This window comes from Algoriphagus terrigena DSM 22685 (genome assembly GCF_000429445.1).
Lineage (GTDB): Bacteria > Bacteroidota > Bacteroidia > Cytophagales > Cyclobacteriaceae > Algoriphagus > Algoriphagus terrigena.
Window position 1 is genome coordinate 446762 of the sequence record NZ_AUBW01000003.1, and the last position, 22044, is coordinate 468805.

A 22044-nucleotide genomic window follows, 5' to 3' on the forward strand; every position below is an offset into this window, starting at 1 on the left:
AAACCGAGTCCTATGGAAGAACTTCTGGATCATATTTCCGCTGAGATTTACCAAAAATCCTATGTCATCGTCGATGATTTTGTGGATGAGCCCTTCCGAAAAGCCCTTCTGAAAGAGCAGATTGAACTGGTGAATCAGGGAAAATTCCGACATGCGGCAGTGGGAAAGGGAGGGCAGAAGCAGGTGCGAACCGAGATCAGAAGCGACGAGGTGCTGTGGATGGATGCGAACGAGCTGACTCCGCTTCAGGCGGCGTATTGGGAGAAGATCGAGGAGGTCCGGAAAGTGCTGAATCAGCGTTGTTTCCTCGGTTTGAGATCGTTTGAGGGGCATTTTGCAAGATATCCTGTGAGATCATTTTACAAGAAGCATCTAGACCAGTTTCAGGCGGTACCTCATCGCGTGGTGACGGTGATCCTTTACCTCAATGATTCTTGGACAGCCGAGGATGCCGGTGCATTGCGGATGTATTTTCCTCAGGAGGATGGCTCAGAACTGATCGAGGATGTGTTGCCCCTGGGTGGAAGGCTGGTAGTGTTTCTGAGCGGTGAGATTCCTCATGAGGTGCTGCCAACCAACAAAGAGCGGATCAGCATCACCGGGTGGCTGAGAAATATCGACTAGCGGAGTTTGATGTGAATTGTTTTGCCGCCACTACCAACCTGCACCGCTGATTTTTCGAAGCTTGGAGGGCCAAAGTAGATCTTTGGATTGTTGGAGAATCCGTATTTCTCCTCGGGAAGACCGACAAAATTTGTGGTCATGATTCCGTTATCATCTTCGTCATGGAGGACTGTGATCGCATATCTTCCCGCAGGAATATCGTCAAGTCTTAACTCGGCTTTGCGGTCTTTCGGATCTAAAGCAAGTTGTCTGAAGGCCTTGTCGACTTGTTCAGGAAAGCCGTCTTCGTTGTCAAAAACCAAGACCAGAATCTTGCCCTTATCAGATCGGGCGTCGTGAATTAGGACATGAGTTGAAGCGGGAGGAATGCTAAAAGATAGAGCCGACAAAGTCAAAAAGATAAAGCTGAAGATCAAATTCATAGGTTTTCAAAGGTCTGACTTCGGTTGATTTTTCCATTGGGAGTCAGGACAAACTCCCGGCTAAAATAGACTTCCTTGGGGACTTCAAAGCGACTCAAATTGTTTACCAAAGACACTGTTAATTTTTTCGATGTTTCAAGGTTGGGCTCGTTTTCCAGAATCAAAACGAGCTTTTGACCCAGTTTTTCATCGAATTCTCCGAAAAAGAAAAATCTTGAGCCAGGGAAAAATTCCTGAATGACGGACTCGGCTTTTGACTCCAGCAGTTCGGGATGCAGTTTGATTCCACCCGAATTGACCACAAAGTCGGCTCTGCCTAACCAGAGGAAACCGTTTTCTGATTTCAAGTCCACGAGGTCGTTGGTCTGGATTTTTTCAGTCCGGCTCATCGGTGATTTGACCCAAAGCGCGCCCCGCCCGTCTTGCCCGATTTCCACGCCGGGAAGTGTTTGGTAGAGAAGGTCTCCTTGGGTGATTTTAGCCAAGGCGATGTGGGAAACGGTCTCGGTCATCCCGTAACTCTGCCAAGCTTCGATGGAGTTCACAACCAGTTTACTTTTTAATTTTTTGGAAATGGAGGCTCCGCCGATGATCAAATGTTTGACGCCCCGAAGGGTTGCCACAGACGGTGGGTTTTCAATTGCTTTTTCCACCTGTAGCGGAACCATGGCGACAAAATCAGGGACGAAACTGATAGCGTCAAGCTGAATTCCACTCGGCTCCACTAGCCAAATTGGGCAATCCCATACCATCGCCCGAACCAACATCATCTTTCCGGCGATGTATTCCGGGCTCAGGCAACAGAGGAGTTGAGTGCTTTCGTTTGCATTGAAGAAAGCTCCCGTTGCTATCGAGCTTGCCAGCATTTGCTCCCGCGTGACTTCGATTTTTTTGGGAACTCCGGTAGAGCCTGAAGTCTGCTGCACGAAGGTTTTTGCCCCGGAAAGCCAGGCGTGACAGAAGGTAAAAGCCGCTTTGGCGAAATCAGGAAGTGCTTCCAGATCCCGCTCGAAGTCGCTGAGATCACTGAATACCTGATTGTCAAAATGAAGCTGAAACATCTGAAACGGCTAAATTAGAAAGGGATTTTGGTGTCAATAAATTTCAGACAAGGCTGTTATCTTGCACAAAAATCGGATTTTTAACCAAAACGAAAACCATGGAGTGGATTACTGCCAAAGTTTACGAAGATATCACTTATAAAAAATGCAATGGGGTCGCCCGGATTGCTTTCAATAGGCCGGAGGTTCGGAATGCTTTTCGCCCCAAAACTACCGCGGAATTGTACGATGCTTTCTATGACGCGCAGGAGGACACTTCGATTGGGGTGGTGCTGCTGAGTGGAGAAGGACCTTCGTCCAAGGATGGGGGTTGGGCTTTTTGCTCAGGTGGCGACCAAAAGGCCCGCGGAAAGCAGGGCTACGTGGGAGAAGATGGATATCATCGACTGAATATTCTGGAAGTCCAGCGGCTGATCCGTTTTATGCCCAAGGTGGTGATTGCGGTCGTCCCAGGCTGGGCAGTTGGAGGCGGACACAGCTTGCACGTGGTTTGTGATTTGACCTTGGCGAGCAAGGAGCATGCGATTTTTAAGCAGACCGATGCCGATGTGACGAGCTTTGACGGCGGCTATGGCAGTGCTTATCTGGCCAAGATGGTCGGACAAAAGAAAGCACGAGAGATTTTTTTCCTTGGAAGAAACTATTCCGCTCAAGAGGCATATGAGATGGGTATGGTGAATGCGGTGATTCCCCACGCCGAACTTGAATCCACGGCCTACGACTGGGCTCAGGAGATCTTGGCCAAGTCACCGACGTCGATCAAGATGCTCAAGTTTGCGATGAACCTGACCGATGACGGGATGGTGGGACAGCAGGTGTTCGCCGGAGAAGCTACCCGATTGGCTTATGGAACTGAGGAAGCGATCGAGGGCAGAAATGCCTTTTTGGAGAAAAGAAAGCCGAATTTCAAAAATATTAAGTGGATTCCTTAAGCCCGATCACAACTTACTTTCGTTTAATTCAGTCGATGAAAGGTAGTTTTTTCGGTTACTGATTTGAATAAGGAAAGAGACAAAAAAGGAGTCTGGCGATTGACCAGACTCCTTTTTCGCTATTGCGTCACAAACTTTTTCCGCACAATATATTCCACTGCGCGGGCAGCCAGTCTCGCTGTGGCATTGTCCTGATCAAACTGCGGATTGAGCTCCACTACATCCAGGCTAATCAGTTTTTTGCTTTTCACGATCAGCTCAAAAACCTTGAAGGCGATCTGCGGATTGAAACCCATTGGCGACGGTGCCGATACTCCCGGCGCGAAAGCGGAGGAAAACCCATCCATATCGATGCTAAGGTAGATTTTGTCGACAGAATCGATAAACCAAAGAATTTGCTCCTGGATAAATTCCCAGTTGTGAAGTCGGAAATCCTCCATCACGATGTATTTGGCTTTCAGTCTCTCTGCTGTTTCAAACAGTGATTTTGGGTTGGCAGCACGCTGAATTCCGAGCGCTAAGTAGTTGAAATCGTCCGGGTTTTCCTCCGCGAGCTGGAGAAACGGCGACCCCGAATGGCCTTTGCCTCTTACCAAGGGGCGAAGGTCGAAATGCGCATCCAGATTGATGACGCCCAGTTTTTCGTTCTTTTCTCTAACAAAATTCAAAACTCCCCGTCCATGTGCAAAAGCAAGATCATGGCCTCCGCCGAGCAAAACAGGAAAGTGATTGCTGGATAGTAGGTCGTAAGTGATCTTTGAGATCACCTCATGGGAAGATTCCATGTCCTGATCCAGGGTAAAAATATCCCCATAGTCCAGAATCGGCAGATCTTCCGGCAGATGAAGTGCGATCGAACCCAACATCTTTCGGATCGCAGAAGGCCCCTCTATCGTGCCGGTTCTGCCTTGATTCCGAATGACTCCTTCTTCGCTCGCATAGCCCAAGATTCCAATTTTGTGGTTAGAATCTTGGCTGAGATTCAGGTTGGAGATCGTTTGGACTGCCTGATGCCAATATTCGGTCTGATCCGACTTTCTGCCTGACCAGTGGAAAGGAGAGGGATTTTGGTTTAGATTCATAAGATTTCGATTCAGAGAGAAAGTATATTTATGCTAACTTAAGAAAAGTTACGTGTTAGTTTTGATGACAAATTAAGCTTCTGATCATGAAAGAGTATCGGATCCCACAAAAGGAAAATATCGACTTGGATACTTTTCAAGAGCCCAGTGATTCATTTGCCGGCTACAGCTATGCAGATTACCTCAAGTGGGATTTTGAAGAAATCGTCGAGCTGATCAAAGGGAAGGTTTTTAAAAAAGCAGCAGCGCCCAATCGAAAACACCAGGGGGTCTCCAGAGATCTTACGCTGATTTTCGGAAATTTTCTCAAAGGTCATAGATGCAAGGTCTATGCAGCTCCTTTTGATGTTCGACTTTCTAAAGATCCTGACTTTAAGAAAATTGATTCAGTTATCCAGCCGGATATCTCTGTGATATGCGATCCATCCAAATTGGACGATAAAGGGTGTTTTGGCGCGCCGGATCTGATCGTGGAGATCCTCTCACCAAGCAATAGCCGGGTGGAACTTCAGAATAAATTTGAGTTGTACGAGGAGTTTGGGGTTAGGGAATATTGGGTGATCCATCCCGTTGAATGTTCGCTTTTGATCTATACGCTGGTTGATGGAGAATTCCAGCCTTCAAGGCTTTTTACATCCGGGGATAAAATCAAATCAATCGTGCTTCCCGGTTTCGAACTGGATTTGGAAGACGTGTTTTCGGAGGATTGAACGTAAGGCTTTTCGTAAGTTCTAAACTTTGGAAAGGCTTACTTTGTAGCAAGTTTTGATTTTCCATCTAGAAAATCCCTTTCAATACCTCCTCATCCACCAAATTTGGAACCGTCACTTTCAGCCCAGGACTTCTGTCCATTTCCCGCTGAAGAGCTTCCATCGAACCGGGATTTCTTGCCCAAGCCCTTCTTGCGATTCCGTTATTGACATCGTAGAAAAGCATCGATTTCAGTTTTCTTTCGGCTTCCTGACTTCCGTCAAGCACGAGACCAAAGCCCCCGTTGATCACTTCACCCCAGCCGACCCCGCCGCCGTTGTGGATCGAAACCCAAGTGGCTCCCCGGAAACTGTCGCCGATCACATTGTGGATCGCCATGTCGGCAGTGAAGCGACTTCCGTCGTAGATGTTGCTGGTCTCACGATAGGGGGAATCTGTGCCGCTGACATCATGATGGTCTCGCCCGAGAACGATCGGAGCAGAGATTTCTCCTTTTTCAATGGCCTGATTGAATGCCTCAGCAATTTTGGCGCGTCCTTCCGCGTCTGCATAGAGAATCCGAGCCTGAGATCCGACCACCAATTGATTCTTTTCCGCTTCTTCTATCCAAGTGATATTATCTTGCATCTGTTGAGAGATGGATTCGGGAGCTGTTTTCATGATTTCTTTCAAAACTGAAGCGGCGATCTCGTCGGTTTTTCTTAAGTCTTCTGCTTTGCCAGAAGTGCAAACCCAGCGGAAAGGTCCAAAGCCGTAGTCAAAACACATCGGGCCCAGGATGTCCTGTACATAGCTCGGATAGCAGAAATCAATGCCGTTTTCGGCCATCACGTCTGCTCCTGCTCTGGAAGCTTCAAGCAAAAAAGCATTTCCATAGTCGAAAAAGTAGGTGCCTTTTGCCGAATGTAAATTGATAGCAGCCGCGTGACGACGAAGCGATTCTTGGACTTTTTCTCTGAAAAGGTCCGGCTGACTCGCCATCATTTCATTGGATTCTTCGAAAGAAAGCCCGACCGGATAGTAGCCGCCTGCCCACGGATTGTGCAGGGACGTTTGGTCAGAACCCAACTCGACAAAGAGATTTGCGGCGTAGAACCTTTCCCATACTTCCACCACATTTCCAAGGAAAGCGATTGATACCACTTCCTGATTGAATTTGGCTTCAAAGACCCGCTCAACCAATTGATCTAAGTCTTCGATCAACTCATCTACCCAGCCTTGTTGATGACGCTTTCTTGCAGCAGCGGGGTTAACTTCGGCGCATACGGTTACGCAACCTGCGATATTTCCTGCCTTCGATTGGGCGCCGCTCATGCCGCCCAGACCCGCTGTAAGGAAGATCTTGCCGCTTGGGGCTACACCGTTCCCGAGTTTTTTCCGGAAGGCATTCATCACCGTGATCGTCGTGCCATGGACGATCCCCTGTGGGCCGATGTACATGTACGAACCTGCGGTCATCTGTCCGTATTGTGTCACGCCGAGGGCGTTGAACCGTTCCCAATCGTCGGGTTTGGAGTAGTTTGGGATCATCATCCCATTGGTTACGATCACTCTTGGGGCTTCTTTGGATGAGGGAAAAAGCCCCATGGGATGACCTGAATACATATGGAGTGTCTGCTCTTCGGTCATTTCCGATAGGTATTTCATGGTCAGCAGGTATTGTGCCCAGTTTTGGAAAACCGCACCGTTTCCGCCGTAGGTGATGAGCTCCTCAGGGTGTTGCGCCACGGCTTCGTCCAGGTTGTTTTGGATCATTAGCATGATGGCGGCAGCTTGTTGTGACTTGGCGGGATATTCTGTAATAGGCCTTGCAGAAATCTTGTATTCCGGTATGAATCGGTACATATAAATCCGTCCATATTCCTGTAGCTCAGTCAGAAATTCTTTGGCAAGTTCTTCATGCCATTCCTTCGGGAAATAGCGCAAGGCATTGACCAGAGCCAGCTTTTTCTCCTCGGTGGAAAGAACGTCCTTCCGCTTTGGAGCATGGGAAAGATCCGGATTTCTTTCTCTTTTTGGAGGCAAAATGGAAGGAATGCCTTGACGGATTTGATCTTGAAAATTCATCGGATTTGCGATTTTTGATTTACGTTTTACGAGCCAAATTTGAACTTTCGAGCTTTGTTTTGAAGTCTTGAGTCTTAAATCTTTGCTCCCTTTTTCCAGACCTGAGCAGGTTTCAATTTTCCCTGTTGATATAGAATCTCGCGGTAGTCAGCGGTGGGGAAAAGAACAAAATCGGCGAGCATCCCCGAGATCAGTTTTCCCCGATCTGCTAATCCTAAAGCCGTCGCTGCGCGGAAAGTGATTGCGGCGAAGACTTCTGCGGTGCTGAGTTTTTCAAAGGTCGCCAAGATCGATGCCTGCGCGAGTAAATCTCCCATCGGCGCAGAACCGGGATTCCAGTCCGATGCGATTGCCAAACCACCGCCCTGATCGAGGATCTTTCTTGCTGGTGTAAAAGCGCAACCCAAGCCAATCGACGCTCCCGGAAGTGCTACCGCGATCGTGTCAGATTTTGCCAAAAAGTTGATTTCTTTTTCAGTCGAAGCTTCCAAATGATCGGCAGACTTGGCGCGAACCTCGACCGCGACAATAGATCCTCCCACCGTAAATTGATCCGCATGAACGGTGAGATCAAATCCGGATTCTTTGGCTTTCTGAAGGTAAGGAGTTATTTCTTCCGGGGAAAAAGCGCTCTTTTCCACAAATGCGTCCACCCGTTTGCACAGCTTTTCCTCGATTAAAACGGGGAAAAGTTGGGCTGAGATCAGATTTAGATAGGATGTGTTGCTTCCTTCGAAGTCACGGGGTTTCATATGAGCAGCCAAGCAAGTTGCGATCAAATCCGCTGCGGTTGATCTGTCGGCTTTCTGGATTGCCCGAAGCATTTTTACCTCTTCTTCCAAAGAAAGTCCATAGCCGCTTTTCACTTCGATGGTGGTGACTCCTTCTGAAAGGTGGCGATTAGCGTTTTGGGTTGTGATTCGAGCCAATTTTTCCAAACTCAGTTTCCGGGTTTGGGTGACGGTATCCCAGATTCCTCCGCCGGCTTGGGCGATCTCCAGATAGGTTTTACCTGAATTTCTCATCGCAAAATCCTTTGCTCTCGATCCTCCAAAACAGATATGGGTATGACAGTCGATCAACCCGGGAAGAGCAACAAAATCAGCTTTCAGTTCTACTAGTTCTGCCTCTGGGAGATCTTTTTTTAATTCAGTCCATGAGCCCACTCTCAGTATTTTGTCACCGTCTAGAAGAATTCCGGCTTGGGAAATGATCTCCATCTGCTCGTCCCTCAAAGCTCCTTTTAGAGGAAGTTTGTCCAGCGTCAGCAGTTGGGTAATTGGGCCGATTAGTTTCTTGTTTCCCACGGATTTTCACAGATTTGATTCACAGATTCACACAGAATGATAGCGATAGAGGCTTCGTGATTTGTGCTTTTCTCGGTCTAATTTAAAAATCAAACAACTCGCTCCATTGAGTATCGAAAGCTAATCCTTCCGAACCGGCCACCTGCTTGGCCAAAGTGATCAGCTCACCGCTTTTAATCAGCTCAATCGCCGTCTCCATGTCCTCGTACATAATCCGGTCGGACACTACCGGTTCGATGTCTTTTCTCACCCGCTCATAGATCGCAGTCATGATCTTGCCAGACTTGAGTGGTGCATGGTAATCCATGGCCTGTGCAGCATAGAAGATCTCGATTCCGAGGATTTTTTCGACGTTTCCGATTACCCGCAGTGCTTTTCGGGCCCCGATACTTCCCATGCTCACGTGGTCTTCCTGACCAAGGGAAGTTGGGATAGAATCAGCCGATGCAGGAAAGCAAAGTCCTTTATTTTCCGAAGCCAGAGCCGCTGTGGTGTACTGAGGAATCATCAAACCCGAGTTGAGTCCGGTTTCTTTGAGCAAAAGTTTTGGCACTCCCGGTGTGTCACCTTCAATGGAAAGATAGATTCGCCGGTCTGAAATATTGCCGATCTCCGAAGCGGCCAGGCATGCGTAGTCCAAAGGCAAAGCAATCGGTTGACCGTGGAAATTTCCGCCTGAAACGGTGTTGTCCGCGTCGAAAACAACAGGATTGTCGGTCACCGAGTTGATTTCGGTTTCGATGCATTCTTTTAGGTGCAGCCATGCATTCCAGCTCGCTCCGTGGACCTGTGGCATGCAGCGCAGAGAATAGGGATCCTGAACCCGGGCACAGTGCAGGTGTGAGTTGACGATTTCCGACTCGTGGAGGAGGTTTAGGATGGTCTGTGCGACATGCTGATTTCCTGCAAAGGGCCGTAGTTGATGCAACTGGGCAGTAAATGGTTTGATTGAACCCATCAGTCCTTCGATCATCATCGCGCCTGTGATGCTGGCGTGTGTGAGCAGATTGTGCAGCCGGTCGACGATCTTGACTCCATGCGCTGCCATAAATTGCGTTCCGTTGATGAGCGCAAGGCCTTCTTTTGGACCGAGTGGCAAAGCAGGCTTGCCAAGTTGCTGTAAAACCACATTTGCCTTCTGAATTTTTCCCTCAAAAAACACTTTCCCCATCCCAATCAAAGGCAAAAATAAATGGGAAAGTGGTGCCAAATCTCCTGAGGCCCCAACTGATCCCTGTTCAGGGACGACCGGGATCACGTCGTTTTGAAGCATCCAATCAATTCTGTCCAAAGTTTCCATTCGGATGCCGGAGAATCCCTGCGCCAAGGCGTGGATCTTCAATACTAGCATCAGGCGGGAGATCTCTTCTGAGATAGAATCGCCAAGGCCGACCGCGTGACTTTTTAGCAGATTTTCTTGCAAAGTGGTGGTGTCCTCAGCTGATATTCTGGTGGTGCAGAGCGGACCAAATCCCGTATTGATGCCATAAACGGCCGCTTCACCCTGTGCAATCTGGGCGACAGCTTCAGCGGATTTGGTCACTTTCTGAATCGTCTCGTCACTGAAGACTCCCTTAACTTCTTTGTGGGCTAGTTTCAAAGCCATCGAAGCTGTGAGGAGATCTTGGCCGTAGTGGAAAGTTTTCATTTCTGTTTTTGACCTGGCAGGCTTTCAATGCCGGCCAGGTCTTTGGGTTTTTATTCTTTCCAAAATTAGCTTGAAATAATGATGCTTATTGATACTATTTTTGTCAATAATCAATAACTGTTGAGCATCAATGGAACTGAGACATTTGATTTACTTTCAGGCAGTGGCGGAGGAATTGAACTACCGCAAAGCGGCGGAACGGCTATTTATCTCCCAGCCGGGATTGAGCAGGCAGATTAAACAATTGGAGGAATTACTGGAGGTTCAGCTTTTTGAAAGAGATAAAAAACATGTGAATTTGACGGCTGCGGGAGCCTATTTAAAAGGGGAGGTTGACTTTGTGATCAATCACCTAGAAGCTGCCAAGAGCCAGCTGCTGCTCATCGAGTCAGGAAAAGTAGGGGAGTTGCGGATCGGCTTTCTCGGCTCTGCATCCAACCAGATCCTGCCGGATCTACTGAGCAGACTCAATGCCGCGGAGCCTTTGATCACCACGAGCTTGGAGGAGCTGAGCAACTCGGTGCAGGTGGAGATGATCCAAAAAGACAAACTGGATCTGGGCTTTGTCCGACTGGCATCCGTGCCCGAGGATCTGGAGATCAAGCCGGTGTTTCGGGATACTTTTTCGCTCGTGGTGCCCGAAAATCATCCCATTCGTAACGAGGACTTTCGATCTGTCTCCCAGTTTAGCGAGGAGTCGTTCATCCTTTTTTCAAGCGATTACTCCAATTATTATTACGAGCAGATTATGGGTATTTGTCGCGATGCGGGCTTTTCTCCCAAGATCAGACACAAATCTGTCCATGCGCTGACGATTTTCAGACTGGTCGAAAATGGCTTGGGTGTGGCGATCGTTCCGAGTTCCCTAAGGGCTGGATACGATCTCAAGGTACGTTTTATGAAGATTCACGACATTCCCCAATTCACTGAGTTGTCGGTGATCTGGAAGCCGGAAAACCGGAATCCGGCCCTGAAGCGGATTTTGCCTTTGATCTAGGCGAAAAGCAATCTGATCGGAGATAAAATCGGAGTCGCTTACGGAAACGCCATCACTGCGACTGTCGCTGTGACGACCGAAAGCAATATGCTTATCGCCAGTAGTTTGGAGTAATTTGTCTCCCAATGTTTGTCGTTACCCGCCGGGCTTTGAACCAACTTTTTTACCGGTTTGATCACCAGTTGGACTATCGCCAGACAACCCAGAAAGTAAAAACACAAAACAATCAAGAATGTAGCGACGGTTTCCATTATCTCCATAGCCTCAAATGTAAATCGGGCTCGGCGCAAGAAAAATAAGAGGCAGCAGACTTAACAATTTGTTAATCTGGTTTTTGTGTCAGGAGAAAAATAGACGCGGTAAGTCAAAAAAAAACCGACGCCCCGTAACTGGGCGTCGGTTGATTATTTGAGGATTGGATTTTCGATCATCACACCGGCTCGGATTTTTTCATCTAAGGTGCTGCCGACATCTTTCCTGTCGAGCTGCTGGAATCTCGCTCCAGATGGGGTTCCCGTAATTTGAGATACGGCAGTTCTGAGTAGCAGTTCATTCAGGTCACCGAGAGGCTGGAGACGTTCCTGGGACTCTTTTACCGGGAGATTTGGAGCAAATCCGCCGGTGTAGTCGCTTTGGTCAAGGCTGTTAAAGCTTTGCGAGACGATCGGCAGTATGCCATAGAGATTCTCTTCGTTTTCTTCGTCCTCAAAGGCTATTGAGCCTACATTTTTTCCGGTAGTCAGATCACCGATGAGGTAGACGTCCATATATGGCTTCAGTCCGTTGATGATCAACTCGGACGCTGAGGCAGTCCGGGTGGAGGTAAGGATATACACCCGATTTCCAGTCAGCGTGTTTCCGAGGTTCTGGGCTTTTGCCAAGAATGTCGTCTTGACATTGCTGAGTTCGGGTATTTCACTCATCAGGAAATTATTGTATTTGGTCTTGGAGAAAACACTTGTAGCACTCACTCCTGGAGCGATCAGACTTGCCAGATTGACTGCTGAGGTCACATATCCTCCGCCGTTGTACCTGAAATCCACGATCAGGTGATCGATCCCTTCTGCTTTGAAATTGCCAAAGATTTGGTCCACTTCGGTGTCATAAGCGACGCTGTTTTCGCCGGGGCCTGGGGCGAAGAAGTTATAGATTAGGTAGCCGATTTTCTCGCTGTTGACAGTGTAGACAGTATCGAGGAAGATCGGATTTTCCGCCAATTGTACGGCAGTAAGCGTGACATCCGGTTTTGGAACAAATGTCAAAGCTCCATTGTCATATCTCAAATAGGAAAGTGTATGTGTCCCACCGATTGCATCCAAAAGTTCCCGGTAGTTGTCCAGTGTCATCACCGTACCGTTGATCTTGGTTACGAAATCGCCACGCTTCAGATCGACAGCTGACGCCGGACTGTTCTTCTTGATGTAGGAAATTTCCGCAATCACATTATTGCTTGAAGAGCTTTCCCGATAGAGTGTAAACTCATATCCCGCATCCAGATTAACCCCATTGAGCGAGTTGATCAGCTCCTGATAGTCCGGATATATAACCGAAAAACGGTCGGTCGGTCGATTGAGAAGCGCTTCGAAATAGTCTTCGGGGTCCGAGGTTACAGCGATAGGGGTACCTAGATCGTCCAGCCAGAGATACACCTCATCCATGACGTCCAATATCCAAGTATTGGCAGCCTCGTTGGAAGATGGATCCACTGTAGGCGCCGGATCTTCTTCCTTGTCACAGGACATGGCAACGATTGCTGCCAGGATAAATAGGAGTGATTTGGCTTGTCTCATGGTTAGTTGTTTGGTTTTAAGCAACAGGACTGTGATTACTTTTTCTGTATATCGTCCGAAGCGTTAGAAGGCCGAACCAAAAGACACATCGTGAAGCTGACTGTCCAGAAGTTTTCCTTTTTCACATTTCAAAACACGGTAGGGGAACTTACGAAGTAATTCATGGTTATGGGTTGCCATCAGGATGGCAGTTCCTTTTTTATTGATTTCCTGAAAGAGTTTGAAGATCCCATCCGCCACATCCGGATCAAGGTTCCCCGTCGGTTCATCTGCCAGCAGGATAGAGGGTTCATTGAGCAAAGCCCGGGCGATGACCACGCGTTGTTGTTCGCCACCTGATAGTTGATGGGGCATTTTCTGTAGCGAATCGGTCAAGCCGACTTGGATCAGTACCTCGCTGATCCGGTCTTTGATTTTGACGGGATCCGTCCATCCGGTCGCTTTGAGGACGAAGGAGAGGTTTTCGCGGATCGTCCGGTCACTGAAGAGCTGGAAATCCTGAAAGATGATTCCGATTTTTCTCCGGAGATAGGGGACTTCACTGTTTTTCAACTTTGTCAGAGAGTAGCCCACAATCTCTCCAAAGCCTGCCTGAAGCGGGAGATCTGCATAGAGTGTCTTGAGAAGGGAGCTTTTGCCGCTTCCTGTCCTGCCGATGAGAAACACAAATTCATGCTGCTCAACCGAAAAGTTGATATCGGAGAGGACGGGATTTTCTCCCTGAAATATAGTGGCTTGAGTGACCTGGAGCACAGGTTTAGTACTGAAATCCATGCGTTAGAGTTCTAATTTTTGAAGTTTTCCAAAGGGAAGGTTCTTGATCACTTCCTCCAGCTGCGGTTCCTTGCCTCCCAATCCAAATTTCTCAATGCTTTTGAGTGGTCGGTCCGCACGGAAGTACGCCACCAAAACGAAATTTTCATCTCGGATCTGGATGTAATCGGGGATTTTTGCTTTTCCTTTTACCTTGATAATATACATGGGGTGAAATTAAAAAAAAAAGAGGCTGTATCTTTTAAGAAACAGCCTCTCTTGAGTTTTATTTTCCGGCCGCCTTCGCGTGATCAGCCAGAAACTGTGCCAGGCCCGAATCGGTCAGCGGATGCTTGAGCAATCCAGTGATGACTTTGAGTGGACAGGTGACGACATCCGCGCCGAGTTCGGCACATTTGATTAAGTGCATGGTGTGGCGCACAGACGCCGCTAGGATTTCTGTTTCAAAACCGTAATTCTGATAGATGTGGGCGATCTGAGCGATCAGTTCCAATCCATCGTAGGAGATATCGTCCAGTCTGCCGATGAAGGGAGAAAGGTAGGAGGCGCCGGCTTTTGCTGCCAGGATCGCTTGACCTGCAGAGAATACCAGTGTACAGTTGGTTCGGATTCCTTCGCTGTGGAAGTATTTGATTGCTTTGATGCCGTCCTTGATCATCGGGATTTTCACGACGATCTTGTCGTCGATCTTCGCAAGGATCTTGCCTTCGCGGATCATTCCGTCGTAGTCTGTGGAGATCACTTCAGCACTTACTTTGTCATCCACGATGTCGCAGATGGCCTTGTAATGTGCCATTACGTTGTCGTCGCCACTGATGCCTTCTTTGGCCATCAGGGAAGGATTGGTAGTCACGCCGTCCAAAACGCCCAAATCGTAGGCTTCACGGATTTCGTTCAGATTGGCAGTGTCAATAAAGAATTTCATGAGATAGGTTTTTTGTTAAGACTTATTCGAGGTCTTAGGTTGAGATTGATTTATAATAGGCTAACGGACAAAGTTAGAAGATAAATCAGGATTAGGAATTCCTAAAAGTGGTGGATTTGGAAAATTTAGGGCAAAAAAGAAGCGGCATCGCACCGCTACAACCGCCTACCCTTGCTTCCTTCCGGACCTGGGGGATTTAGCAGGAGCTGGTCGTGCCGCTAGGTCACAAAGGTAAAGTAATTTTCACTGCATCCAACGGCGTCTACCCAATTTGATCCTATGCCTCAGAAAATCAACCGGTAAATTTTTATCTTAGGACACCTAATGAGTTTATCTTCCCTCACCCAAATCAGAATCTATGAATAGCGCACGAATCGCCACCTTAATGGCTTTGGCATGTCTTTCGGCTTGTCAGGCACCACAGAAGCCACCTTACACATTTCAGGTCGCGGACATCGAACCCAACCTGATCACCTTGTCATCGGATGAGTTTATGGGCCGGATGCCTTTTACCGAGGGGGAAAAGATTACCACAGATTTTTTGGAGACAGAATTCAAAAAGTTGGGCCTTGAGCCTGGCAATGGCGATTCTTATTTTCAGGACGTCCCGATGGTGTCGATATCCTGCAATCCGGCGGAGACGATGGAGTTCAAAAGCAAGAGCGGAAGTCTGTCCATCGAAGGGCTCAAAGATTTCGTGGTCTGGACGCAGCGGACGGACAGTCTGGTGGAGGTGAAAGACGCCGAAGTCGTATTTGCCGGATTTGGTATCGTAGCGCCCGAATATGGTTGGAATGACTATAAAAATATCGACGTCAAAGGCAAGATCGTCGTTGTCCTGGTCAACGATCCTGGATTTGGAACGGAAGATGCGTCGCTTTTCAAAGGAAATACGATGACTTACTACGGACGATGGACTTACAAATACGAGGAAGCCGCTCGACAGGGAGCGCTGGGCTGTCTGATCGTGCATAACACCATTCCGGCAGGATATGGATTTAATGTGATCCAAAACAGTTGGAAGGCATCCAAGCTTTACCTGGACGACCGGGGAAAAGAGCCGTACAAGCTGGGATTTGAAGGCTGGATCACGCTGCCGACAGCCAAGAAGCTGTTTGAAATGGGTGGGATGAACGACTCTGAGATGCTAGCGAAAGCTAGAAAGGCAGATTTCGAACCAGTTTCTATGGAGATCTTCGCTTCGGGATCCATCCAGGTGGAAGCAACATACAACGTCTCCAAAAATGTAGTGGCCAAGGTGACTGGAAAAACCCGACCGGATGAGTACTTGGTCTATTCAGCACATTGGGATCACTTCGGGATTGGCAAACCGGATGAAACGGGCGACAGCATCTATAACGGCGCACTGGACAATGCTTCCGGCACAGCGGCGTTAATCGCTTTGGCAAAAGCCTTCAAGACCGATCCACAGCCAGAGAGAACTGTGGTTTTCCTTGCTGTCACGGCCGAAGAGCAGGGGCTCTGGGGCTCGGCTTACTACGCGCAAAACCCGATTTACCCAAAGGAGAAAACCGTCGCGAACATCAATATGGATGGAATCAATCCTTACGGTAAGATGAAAGATGTCTCGATCATCGGTGCGGGTCAATCCGAAATGGAGGATTTGCTCAATGTGGAGCTCGAAAAACTGGGTCGCTACAGCGCTCCGGAACCCAATCCCGTAGCGGGATATTATTTCCGCTCAGATCACTTCAATTTTGCTAAAATCGGAATTCCTGCCTTGTATTTTGGGACTGGAATTGACCATTTTGAAAAAGGTAAAGAATACGGAAAACAACTCCAGGAGGACTATACGGCCAACTACTACCACAAACCTAACGAGGAGTATGACCCAGCCCGCTGGAACTTGGACGGAGCAGTGGACGATGTGCAGCTCCTCTATAATGTGGGAAAAAGTCTCGCCAATTCGGACAAATGGCCGGCATGGAAGCAGACATCGGAATTTAAATCGGTACGGGACAGCTATATGAAAAAATAAAAACAGAGAGCCGGATCGATAAGATTCGGCTCTCTGTTTTTCAACCCACTTTTATGCCCCATTTTCCCAACAGCCCCGGCAAACCGTCCAGATCAAATCTCGCTCCCTTGATCTTGTTTCGTTCCGGGTCGATGCGGTAGTTGACCGCTTCCCGGAAGTCGGCTTTTTCCACAATCGTCTGGTCAAAAACTGCTCCGCTGAGCTCAGAACCCATAAAGTTTGCGCCACTCAGATCAGTCTCTGAAAAGTCCACCTCCAGCATTCTGCAATTGTTGAAGATGGATTTTTTAAGCTTGAGGTTGAAAAAGTTACAGTAGTCAAGTTGGCAGCCTTGGAAGTTGAATTCCAAGAGAAAAGGATTCGCGCCGTTGAAATGTACACCGAGGATTTTGCAGGTTTCGAATCGGACGGTTTGAAAGGAAACCCCGGTCACCTTGGCGTTGCTCAGATCACAGTTTTTGAACGAGCAGTTTTCGAAGCTTGATCCGTGAAAATTCAGATTGGAAAAGTTGCAGCCGACAAAGTGGCATGCATCGTATTCACCGATTTCGAAATCAGCAGGTTGAAGATTTTGGAAGGTTTGGTTGGCGGAGAAGGGCATGGATTAAGAATAGAACTTGAAAATTAAAAGCTTTGGACCTTTGCGGTTTTGACGGCAAAAGTTTTCATTGATTTCGTACCTCAAAGATCGCAATTCTAAAGGCCTGCCAAATCCCACTTTTGGATGGTTTCTTTGATCAGGTTTGCGACTTTGTTATTCACTTTTTCGAAATATTCCTTCGCTTGTTTTTCGTCAAAGTTGGGGTAGCCCTGACCTTCTTGGTAGAGTCCGATTGAGGAAGGAAACGGTACCGCTGACCAAGTGCCTGCCTTTGGGTAAGCCGTCACCTGATCGGGATTGTATCGTTCCTTGTGGACCAAGGTTGGATCAATTGCCTGGATGTAGGCGGTTTCATTGAGCCCGGCATGCCCGCCGTCTTCCTTGAATACTTCCAGAGTCACGTCAGAGGCATAAGACCACCAGTTGATGACCAGCGTGCGGACGCCCATTTCATTAGCGACGTCGGATGCGACTTTTTGCAAAACAGCCGTCTGGCCACCGCCGTGGCCGTTAAGGATGATGATGTTTTTGAATTTGTTTTTTGCCAAACCCTTCATAATATCCCTGATAAATAGCGCGTATGCTTCCTCGGAGATCTGAAATGCGCCGGGGTAGGCCGCCATTGATCCCGTGATTCCGTAGTTGAGCGTGGGTGCGATCATCGCGTTCAACTCTTCGGCGATGGTCCTCGCCATGGCTGTCGGGGCGGTGTTGTCTGCGCCGTTGTTGATGACACCATGCGGTTCCAGGGTGCCGGTAGGCAGGAGGACGGTAGTGATCTTTGCCGGTACCAACTCCGCGAACTCCATCCAGTTGATGCGATCCATTTCGCGGGTGGAAGGCGATTGCGCCAGAGTCGAAATCGAAACAAGCACGAAAATCAGGAAGGAAATCGATTTTTTCATTGGGTCTGAGCTTTCCCGGAAAAGTACGGCTTTTCAGCAAAAAGCTACTCGCCGCTGAAGGAAGAGATTCCTGCTTCGAAGTCCACTGTTTCCCTTTTTGCGAAATCTAGCCCGCTCTTTGACTTGGTTGATTTTCCGAAGGTCAGATGGGTCTAACTAGCCGGTCGGGTTTTTTATTTTGTCCCAATATTTTCAAATTCACAGCCCTAAGCGGTCGTATAGAGAACCAAAAGGGCCGACGAAACTGAAAGCGAAAGTATGACCACAATTGGATTGGATATCGGAGGCTCGCATATCTCTGTAGCACAAGTAGTTTGGGATGGGAGTCAAGCCAAAATCAATGCGTTTCATGAAGCTGACGTGGATACACATCGGTCTGCGGAGGAAATCATTGCCGACTGGACGGACTTGATCCGCAAATCAGCCCGATCGCAGCCTGACATTCAGCTCGGGATCGCCATGCCCGGACCATACGATTATCCCAATGGAATTTCGCTGATCAAAGACCAGGGGAAGATGAAGTCGCTGTATGGTCTCTCTGTGAAAAATCTTCTGGCGGAAAAGCTGCAGATCGATCCGGTGCAAATCGTCTTCACCAACGATGCAGAAGCCTTTCTTTTAGGAGAAAGCTTGGCCGGCGCTGGACGGGGATTTAAGAATTCTATTGGATTGACGCTTGGTACAGGGCTGGGTTCGGCGTTTAAAATGGGCGATACTGTCAACGATGCTAAGCTGTGGACCGCACCGTTCAGAGATGGAATAGCGGAGGATTACCTGGGAACCGGGTGGATCAGGCGCGCGGCAGAAGAGAAGCTTGGGCTGGAGATCTCCGGCTTGAAGGATCTGCTTTCGGGAGATTTTGATTCTGAGGCTGTCGAGGAGATTTTGGCTGAGTTTGGAACAACCCTGGGTGAGTTTTTGTCCCCTTATATTATCCAGATGAATTGTCAAGGAGTGGTGATTGGAGGAAAGATCGCCAGAGCAGCGAATCGTTTTTTGCCCTACACCCATGCCTATTTGGAGTCGGTGGGAAATCCAATTCAGATACGAATTTCAGAATTGGAGGAGAAAGCAGCCATGATAGGAGCCTGTCATCCTTTTCTGGCTGCAAAAATCGTCGACCGGGAACCGCTTTTTTAAATTGAATTTGCTCAAAATCTTCGGTTCACCTAAGCTTCGTTTATTCTATTCTTCCCGCTTTTCGGTTGTTTGACCCCTCTTTGCCAGTCAAAGCATCGCCCAAGTCAGCCCTTGCCAAATCGGCGAAGCCATTCATTTGAGCTACTATCTGAGGGTTTTGGGCGGAGACGTCAGTAGTTTCGCCCGGATCTTTTGTCAAGTCAAAAAGGGCAGCTGAATCGAGTTTGACGTTGGTGTATTTCACCGGGATGCCGTCATTTCGCATCTCTGTGTCTGTGGGAATCGTGCGATAGGTGTGGGCTAAGACCAATTTCCATTTCCCGTAAATCACGGCCTGAAGTTCGTTTTTGTTGTAATAGGGGTAATAGGGTTTGGGTTGCACTTTTTCCCCCTGGATTATCGGCCAGATATCGGATCCGTCAATCGGAAGCGTCGGGAGTGTTGATCCGGTCACTTTCGCCAACGTGGGCAGGATGTCAATCGTCATTGCGGCTTGGTCTCGAACTTTTCCAGCGGGAATCTTGCCAGGCCATGTAAAGATCGCCGGAACCCGAATGCCACCTTCCCAAGAGGTGCCCTTTCCTTCTCTCAAGCCAGCCGTGAGTCCTGCATGACCGCCGTAGGAAAGCCAAGGTCCATTGTCTGAAGTGAAGATGATCAGTGTGTTTTCATCAAGGCCGAGTGCTTCCAGTTTTTTTCGGATTTCGCCGACCGACCAGTCGATCTCCATCATCACATCGCCATACAGTCCCTGCTCGGATTTGCCTTTGAACTTATCCGAGACATAGAGCGGCACGTGCGGCATGTTATGGGCCAAGTAGAGAAAAAACGGCTGGTCCTGGTTCTTTTCAATAAATTCAAGCGACTTGTAGGTGTACCAAGAGGTCAATTCCTGCTGATCTTCCAGATAGGCAATGGTTTTTTCTCCTTCGATCAAAGGAAGTGGAGGATAGTAGTTTTTACTTTCGGGATGATTAGGCCACATGTCGTTGGAATAGGGAAGTCCAAAGTAGCTGTCAAATCCCTGTCTCGTTGGCAAGAACTCTGCGTGGTGGCCCAGATGCCACTTGCCGACCATTCCTGTCTGGTAGCCGTTTGCTTTTAGCATTTCAGCGATAGTGGTCTCTTCAGGATTCAGCCCGTGCTTGGCCGAGTGATCAAGGGCGCCATACAGCTCCAGTCGATTGGCGTAGGTGCCGGTAAGCAGTGCCGCTCGCGATGCCGTACAAACTGCATGCGGTACATAAAATTGGGTAAATCTCGAACCGTCCGCGGCGAGCTGATCCAGATTCGGTGTTTTCCAGCCTTTGGCACCATAAGCGCCCAAATCCCCGTATGCCATGTCATCCGCAAAAATGAGGATGATGTTGGGTTTAGGGTCTTGTGCTTTTTCCTCCGGAGTCAAAAAGAGAAGACTCGCCAAAATCGGAAAAGAATGGAAAAGCGTATTCATTGGAATCTGTGTACGTAGTGAAAGAATTCGGTAGGGGGCAACTGCCTAGCTCAGCCTATTGATGACATCTTCAAACAGCTTCTCGTTGACGACGGCCACACCACCCAATAGGCCCACATCTTTGCCAAGTTGGTAGAGTGCCAATTGTGATTTTTCGCGGGACTTGGCCATGCTGTAGATGTTCAAGGCCTGCTGAATCGGCGTGATGAGATATTGATTGGCCTCGGCTACAGATCCGCCTATGATGATCAATTCGGGATTGAGGAGTTGGATTAGGATTGATATCCCCCGACCGAGATCCAATCCCGCTTCCGATAGGATGGTGATCGCGCGCTGATCGCCCGCCAAGGCTGCTTCTACCACCAATCCAGGTTCAAGATCGCCTTGATGATCTCTTACCATTCTGGCCAAGATGCTGTCTTTGTCCAACTTGATGGCGTCTTCCGCCATTCGGACGATGGCTGTCCCTGATGAAACTGACTCCAGACATCCCTTTTTTCCGCAGGTACAGGTCACATCTCTTGTTTCAAAAATCGGTGAATGCGAAAACTCTCCGGCAAAACCTGAGGCCCCATGATAGATTTTGCCGTCGATGATGATGCCCAGTCCGATGCCCCAGCCGATAAAAATTCCCAAGACGTTTTTATGGTTATGAACAGATCCAAATTTGAATTCGGCCAGTGTCATGGCCCTGGCGTCATTTTCAAGGAACACTTTCTTCTGAAAACGCTCCTCCAGGCTCTCCAATAGCGTCTTTTTGCCAAATCTCAGGTAAGTGTAATTGACCCCGCCGATAGAGTCTACCAAGCCCGGCATCGAAAATCCGATGGCGATGATCTTTTCCGGAGCGATCTTAGTTTTTTCCAGGTAACTGTCGATCAGATCACAAAGCTGGTCGAAGGTCTCTTTTTCGTTGTTTAGGACGATTTTATGATCCTCTTTTTCATACGCCAACTCATGATTGCAGGAATACAAAGCCAGATGCATGTTGAACTTGGACAGATCCACCGAAAGCACATAGAAGGCATTCTCGGCCAATCGGTACAGATCGGGTTTTCTACCTCCCTGAGATTCGGCTCGACCTTGCTTGATCACTTCGCCGGAAGTCATCAGATCGGAGAGAAGAGCGTTTACCGTCGGAAGCGAGATGCCGACTTCATTGCAGATTTCACTTGCCGTATTGGCTTCTTTGAGGTAAAGATTTTTGATGATCTTGATTTTATTCAGGTAGCTTTTTATTTCTACCACACCTTCCATTTTGGAGATGAGTTGTTGCGGGTTTATTAGGTTCATAGCAGATAGGAATGCCTGAATTAAATGAAATTTTAGATTTCAAAAAAGACTTCCTGAAAAAAATTAAATAATGGAAGGGAATATCTTGAGGGAAATTCGAATTATTAGAAAAGAGAGGTGGGTTTTCTCGAAAGAATTGAAAATTTCAAACTTGGATTTTCCCATATTTGAACATTCCTTATGTTTGTCAAAATTTTTAACACACAAAATGCCCTTGAGATAAGTTCTCAAACGGGGAAATGATTTTTCAGGGCATTCCCCCGATGCGCCGTGGCGGATCGGAACAGACTATCTGATAGCTAAAAATCAAATT

General features: G+C 48.1%; 20 protein-coding genes and 1 other RNA gene. 6 read left to right on the forward strand and 15 right to left on the reverse strand.

Annotation, left to right across the window (positions count from 1 at the left end; all coding sequences use genetic code 11):
- Positions 1 to 12 precede the first annotated feature (12 nt).
- A complete protein-coding gene (locus G459_RS0101900) occupies positions 13 to 624 on the forward strand; it encodes a 2OG-Fe(II) oxygenase (RefSeq protein WP_026966118.1) in 612 nt (203 codons plus the stop codon).
- Here G459_RS0101900 and G459_RS0101905 read toward each other — a convergent pair.
- Complete coding sequence (locus G459_RS0101905; RefSeq protein WP_051315029.1) at positions 621 to 1046, reverse strand: DUF2141 domain-containing protein; 426 nt, start codon at positions 1044 to 1046, stop codon at positions 621 to 623. The genes G459_RS0101900 and G459_RS0101905 overlap by 4 nt on opposite strands.
- Positions 1043 to 2107, reverse strand: a complete 1065-nt coding sequence (locus G459_RS26630; protein ID WP_035454884.1) for an AMP-binding protein — start codon at positions 2105 to 2107, stop codon at positions 1043 to 1045. Before G459_RS26630 ends, G459_RS0101905 begins: the two co-directional genes overlap by 4 nt.
- 98 nt (positions 2108 to 2205) lie before the next feature.
- Here G459_RS26630 and G459_RS0101915 point away from each other — a divergent pair, with 98 nt between their 5' ends.
- Positions 2206 to 3039 carry a 1,4-dihydroxy-2-naphthoyl-CoA synthase gene (locus G459_RS0101915; RefSeq protein WP_026966120.1) on the forward strand — a complete coding sequence of 278 codons (834 nt, stop codon included), beginning with the start codon at positions 2206 to 2208 and terminating at the stop codon, positions 3037 to 3039.
- A 119-nt stretch (positions 3040 to 3158) separates the two neighbouring features.
- On the opposite strand, the gene hutG is transcribed toward G459_RS0101915, so the two are convergent.
- On the reverse strand, positions 3159 to 4121 hold the full coding sequence (gene hutG / locus G459_RS0101920; RefSeq protein ID WP_026966121.1) for a formimidoylglutamase: 963 nt from the start codon (positions 4119 to 4121) through the stop codon (positions 3159 to 3161).
- Between the two features lie 86 nt (positions 4122 to 4207).
- Here hutG and G459_RS0101925 point away from each other — a divergent pair, with 86 nt between their 5' ends.
- Complete coding sequence (locus G459_RS0101925; protein WP_035454887.1) at positions 4208 to 4831, forward strand: Uma2 family endonuclease; 624 nt, start codon at positions 4208 to 4210, stop codon at positions 4829 to 4831.
- A gap of 67 nt (positions 4832 to 4898) precedes the next feature.
- On the opposite strand, the gene G459_RS0101930 is transcribed toward G459_RS0101925, so the two are convergent.
- The 3 genes from G459_RS0101930 to hutH all read right to left on the reverse strand — a co-directional run bounded on the left by G459_RS0101930 (position 4899) and on the right by hutH (position 9854).
- Entirely contained in the window at positions 4899 to 6899 is a 2001-nt protein-coding gene (locus tag G459_RS0101930) for a urocanate hydratase (protein WP_026966123.1), read from the reverse strand.
- A gap of 74 nt (positions 6900 to 6973) precedes the next feature.
- Positions 6974 to 8206 carry an imidazolonepropionase gene (gene hutI, locus G459_RS0101935; RefSeq protein ID WP_026966124.1) on the reverse strand — a complete coding sequence of 411 codons (1233 nt, stop codon included), beginning with the start codon at positions 8204 to 8206 and terminating at the stop codon, positions 6974 to 6976.
- A gap of 82 nt (positions 8207 to 8288) precedes the next feature.
- Complete coding sequence (hutH, locus tag G459_RS0101940; protein ID WP_026966125.1) at positions 8289 to 9854, reverse strand: histidine ammonia-lyase; 1566 nt, start codon at positions 9852 to 9854, stop codon at positions 8289 to 8291.
- Between the two features lie 130 nt (positions 9855 to 9984).
- Between hutH and G459_RS0101945 the strand changes: the two genes are divergently transcribed.
- Positions 9985 to 10851, forward strand: a complete 867-nt coding sequence (locus tag G459_RS0101945; RefSeq protein WP_026966126.1) for a LysR family transcriptional regulator — start codon at positions 9985 to 9987, stop codon at positions 10849 to 10851.
- Positions 10852 to 11255: 404 nt separating this feature from the next.
- Here G459_RS0101945 and G459_RS0101955 read toward each other — a convergent pair whose 3' ends face one another.
- The 5 genes from G459_RS0101955 to ffs form a co-directional block, all read right to left on the reverse strand.
- Entirely contained in the window at positions 11256 to 12641 is a 1386-nt protein-coding gene (locus G459_RS0101955) for a S41 family peptidase (protein ID WP_026966128.1), read from the reverse strand.
- Between the two features lie 63 nt (positions 12642 to 12704).
- Entirely contained in the window at positions 12705 to 13415 is a 711-nt protein-coding gene (locus G459_RS0101960) for a cell division ATP-binding protein FtsE (protein ID WP_026966129.1), read from the reverse strand.
- A gap of 3 nt (positions 13416 to 13418) precedes the next feature.
- Positions 13419 to 13622, reverse strand: coding sequence for a hypothetical protein (locus tag G459_RS0101965; protein ID WP_026966130.1), 204 nt, complete (start codon positions 13620 to 13622; stop codon positions 13419 to 13421).
- A gap of 58 nt (positions 13623 to 13680) precedes the next feature.
- Positions 13681 to 14340, reverse strand: coding sequence for a fructose-6-phosphate aldolase (fsa, locus tag G459_RS0101970; RefSeq protein ID WP_026966131.1), 660 nt, complete (start codon positions 14338 to 14340; stop codon positions 13681 to 13683).
- A gap of 135 nt (positions 14341 to 14475) precedes the next feature.
- Positions 14476 to 14562: signal recognition particle sRNA small type (gene ffs, locus G459_RS29350), an RNA gene on the reverse strand.
- Positions 14563 to 14698: 136 nt separating this feature from the next.
- Here ffs and G459_RS0101975 point away from each other — a divergent pair.
- Positions 14699 to 16339: a M28 family metallopeptidase gene (locus G459_RS0101975; RefSeq protein ID WP_026966132.1), complete on the forward strand. Its 1641-nt coding sequence runs from the start codon at positions 14699 to 14701 to the stop codon at positions 16337 to 16339.
- Positions 16340 to 16379: 40 nt separating this feature from the next.
- Here G459_RS0101975 and G459_RS0101980 read toward each other — a convergent pair whose 3' ends face one another.
- Together G459_RS0101980 and G459_RS0101985 are read right to left on the reverse strand one after the other, a co-directional pair.
- Entirely contained in the window at positions 16380 to 16940 is a 561-nt protein-coding gene (locus G459_RS0101980; RefSeq protein ID WP_026966133.1) for a pentapeptide repeat-containing protein, read from the reverse strand.
- 95 nt (positions 16941 to 17035) lie between these two features.
- Complete coding sequence (locus G459_RS0101985) at positions 17036 to 17845, reverse strand: creatininase family protein (RefSeq protein ID WP_026966134.1); 810 nt, start codon at positions 17843 to 17845, stop codon at positions 17036 to 17038.
- 258 nt (positions 17846 to 18103) lie between these two features.
- Here G459_RS0101985 and G459_RS26635 point away from each other — a divergent pair, with 258 nt between their 5' ends.
- Entirely contained in the window at positions 18104 to 18985 is an 882-nt protein-coding gene (locus G459_RS26635) for an ROK family protein (RefSeq protein WP_084454303.1), read from the forward strand.
- Positions 18986 to 19025: 40 nt separating this feature from the next.
- Here the strand turns inward: G459_RS26635 and G459_RS0102000 are convergent, their stop codons facing one another.
- Positions 19026 to 20438: a sulfatase family protein gene (locus G459_RS0102000; protein WP_026966135.1), complete on the reverse strand. Its 1413-nt coding sequence runs from the start codon at positions 20436 to 20438 to the stop codon at positions 19026 to 19028.
- A 45-nt stretch (positions 20439 to 20483) separates the two neighbouring features.
- Positions 20484 to 21731 (reverse strand): ROK family protein, encoded by a 1248-nt coding sequence (locus G459_RS0102005; RefSeq protein ID WP_026966136.1) that lies wholly within the window; start codon positions 21729 to 21731, stop codon positions 20484 to 20486.
- Positions 21732 to 22044: the final 313 nt, after the last annotated feature.

What these genes read in the sequence shown, in the direction of transcription:
- G459_RS0101900 (WP_026966118.1), top strand. Translation starts at nt 13, where the DNA reads ATGGAAGAACTTCTGGATCATATTTCCGCTGAGATTTACCAAAAATCC.
- G459_RS0101905 (WP_051315029.1), bottom strand. Translation starts at nt 1,046, where the DNA reads ATGAATTTGATCTTCAGCTTTATCTTTTTGACTTTGTCGGCTCTATCT.
- G459_RS26630 (WP_035454884.1), bottom strand. Translation starts at nt 2,107, where the DNA reads ATGTTTCAGCTTCATTTTGACAATCAGGTATTCAGTGATCTCAGCGAC.
- G459_RS0101915 (WP_026966120.1), top strand. Translation starts at nt 2,206, where the DNA reads ATGGAGTGGATTACTGCCAAAGTTTACGAAGATATCACTTATAAAAAA.
- hutG (WP_026966121.1), bottom strand. Translation starts at nt 4,121, where the DNA reads ATGAATCTAAACCAAAATCCCTCTCCTTTCCACTGGTCAGGCAGAAAG.
- G459_RS0101925 (WP_035454887.1), top strand. Translation starts at nt 4,208, where the DNA reads ATGAAAGAGTATCGGATCCCACAAAAGGAAAATATCGACTTGGATACT.
- G459_RS0101930 (WP_026966123.1), bottom strand. Translation starts at nt 6,899, where the DNA reads ATGAATTTTCAAGATCAAATCCGTCAAGGCATTCCTTCCATTTTGCCT.
- hutH (WP_026966125.1), bottom strand. Translation starts at nt 9,854, where the DNA reads ATGAAAACTTTCCACTACGGCCAAGATCTCCTCACAGCTTCGATGGCT.
- G459_RS0101945 (WP_026966126.1), top strand. Translation starts at nt 9,985, where the DNA reads ATGGAACTGAGACATTTGATTTACTTTCAGGCAGTGGCGGAGGAATTG.
- G459_RS0101955 (WP_026966128.1), bottom strand. Translation starts at nt 12,641, where the DNA reads ATGAGACAAGCCAAATCACTCCTATTTATCCTGGCAGCAATCGTTGCC.
- G459_RS0101960 (WP_026966129.1), bottom strand. Translation starts at nt 13,415, where the DNA reads ATGGATTTCAGTACTAAACCTGTGCTCCAGGTCACTCAAGCCACTATA.
- G459_RS0101965 (WP_026966130.1), bottom strand. Translation starts at nt 13,622, where the DNA reads ATGTATATTATCAAGGTAAAAGGAAAAGCAAAAATCCCCGATTACATC.
- fsa (WP_026966131.1), bottom strand. Translation starts at nt 14,340, where the DNA reads ATGAAATTCTTTATTGACACTGCCAATCTGAACGAAATCCGTGAAGCC.
- G459_RS0101975 (WP_026966132.1), top strand. Translation starts at nt 14,699, where the DNA reads ATGAATAGCGCACGAATCGCCACCTTAATGGCTTTGGCATGTCTTTCG.
- G459_RS0101980 (WP_026966133.1), bottom strand. Translation starts at nt 16,940, where the DNA reads ATGCCCTTCTCCGCCAACCAAACCTTCCAAAATCTTCAACCTGCTGAT.
- G459_RS0101985 (WP_026966134.1), bottom strand. Translation starts at nt 17,845, where the DNA reads ATGAAAAAATCGATTTCCTTCCTGATTTTCGTGCTTGTTTCGATTTCG.
- G459_RS26635 (WP_084454303.1), top strand. Translation starts at nt 18,104, where the DNA reads ATGACCACAATTGGATTGGATATCGGAGGCTCGCATATCTCTGTAGCA.
- G459_RS0102000 (WP_026966135.1), bottom strand. Translation starts at nt 20,438, where the DNA reads ATGAATACGCTTTTCCATTCTTTTCCGATTTTGGCGAGTCTTCTCTTT.
- G459_RS0102005 (WP_026966136.1), bottom strand. Translation starts at nt 21,731, where the DNA reads ATGAACCTAATAAACCCGCAACAACTCATCTCCAAAATGGAAGGTGTG.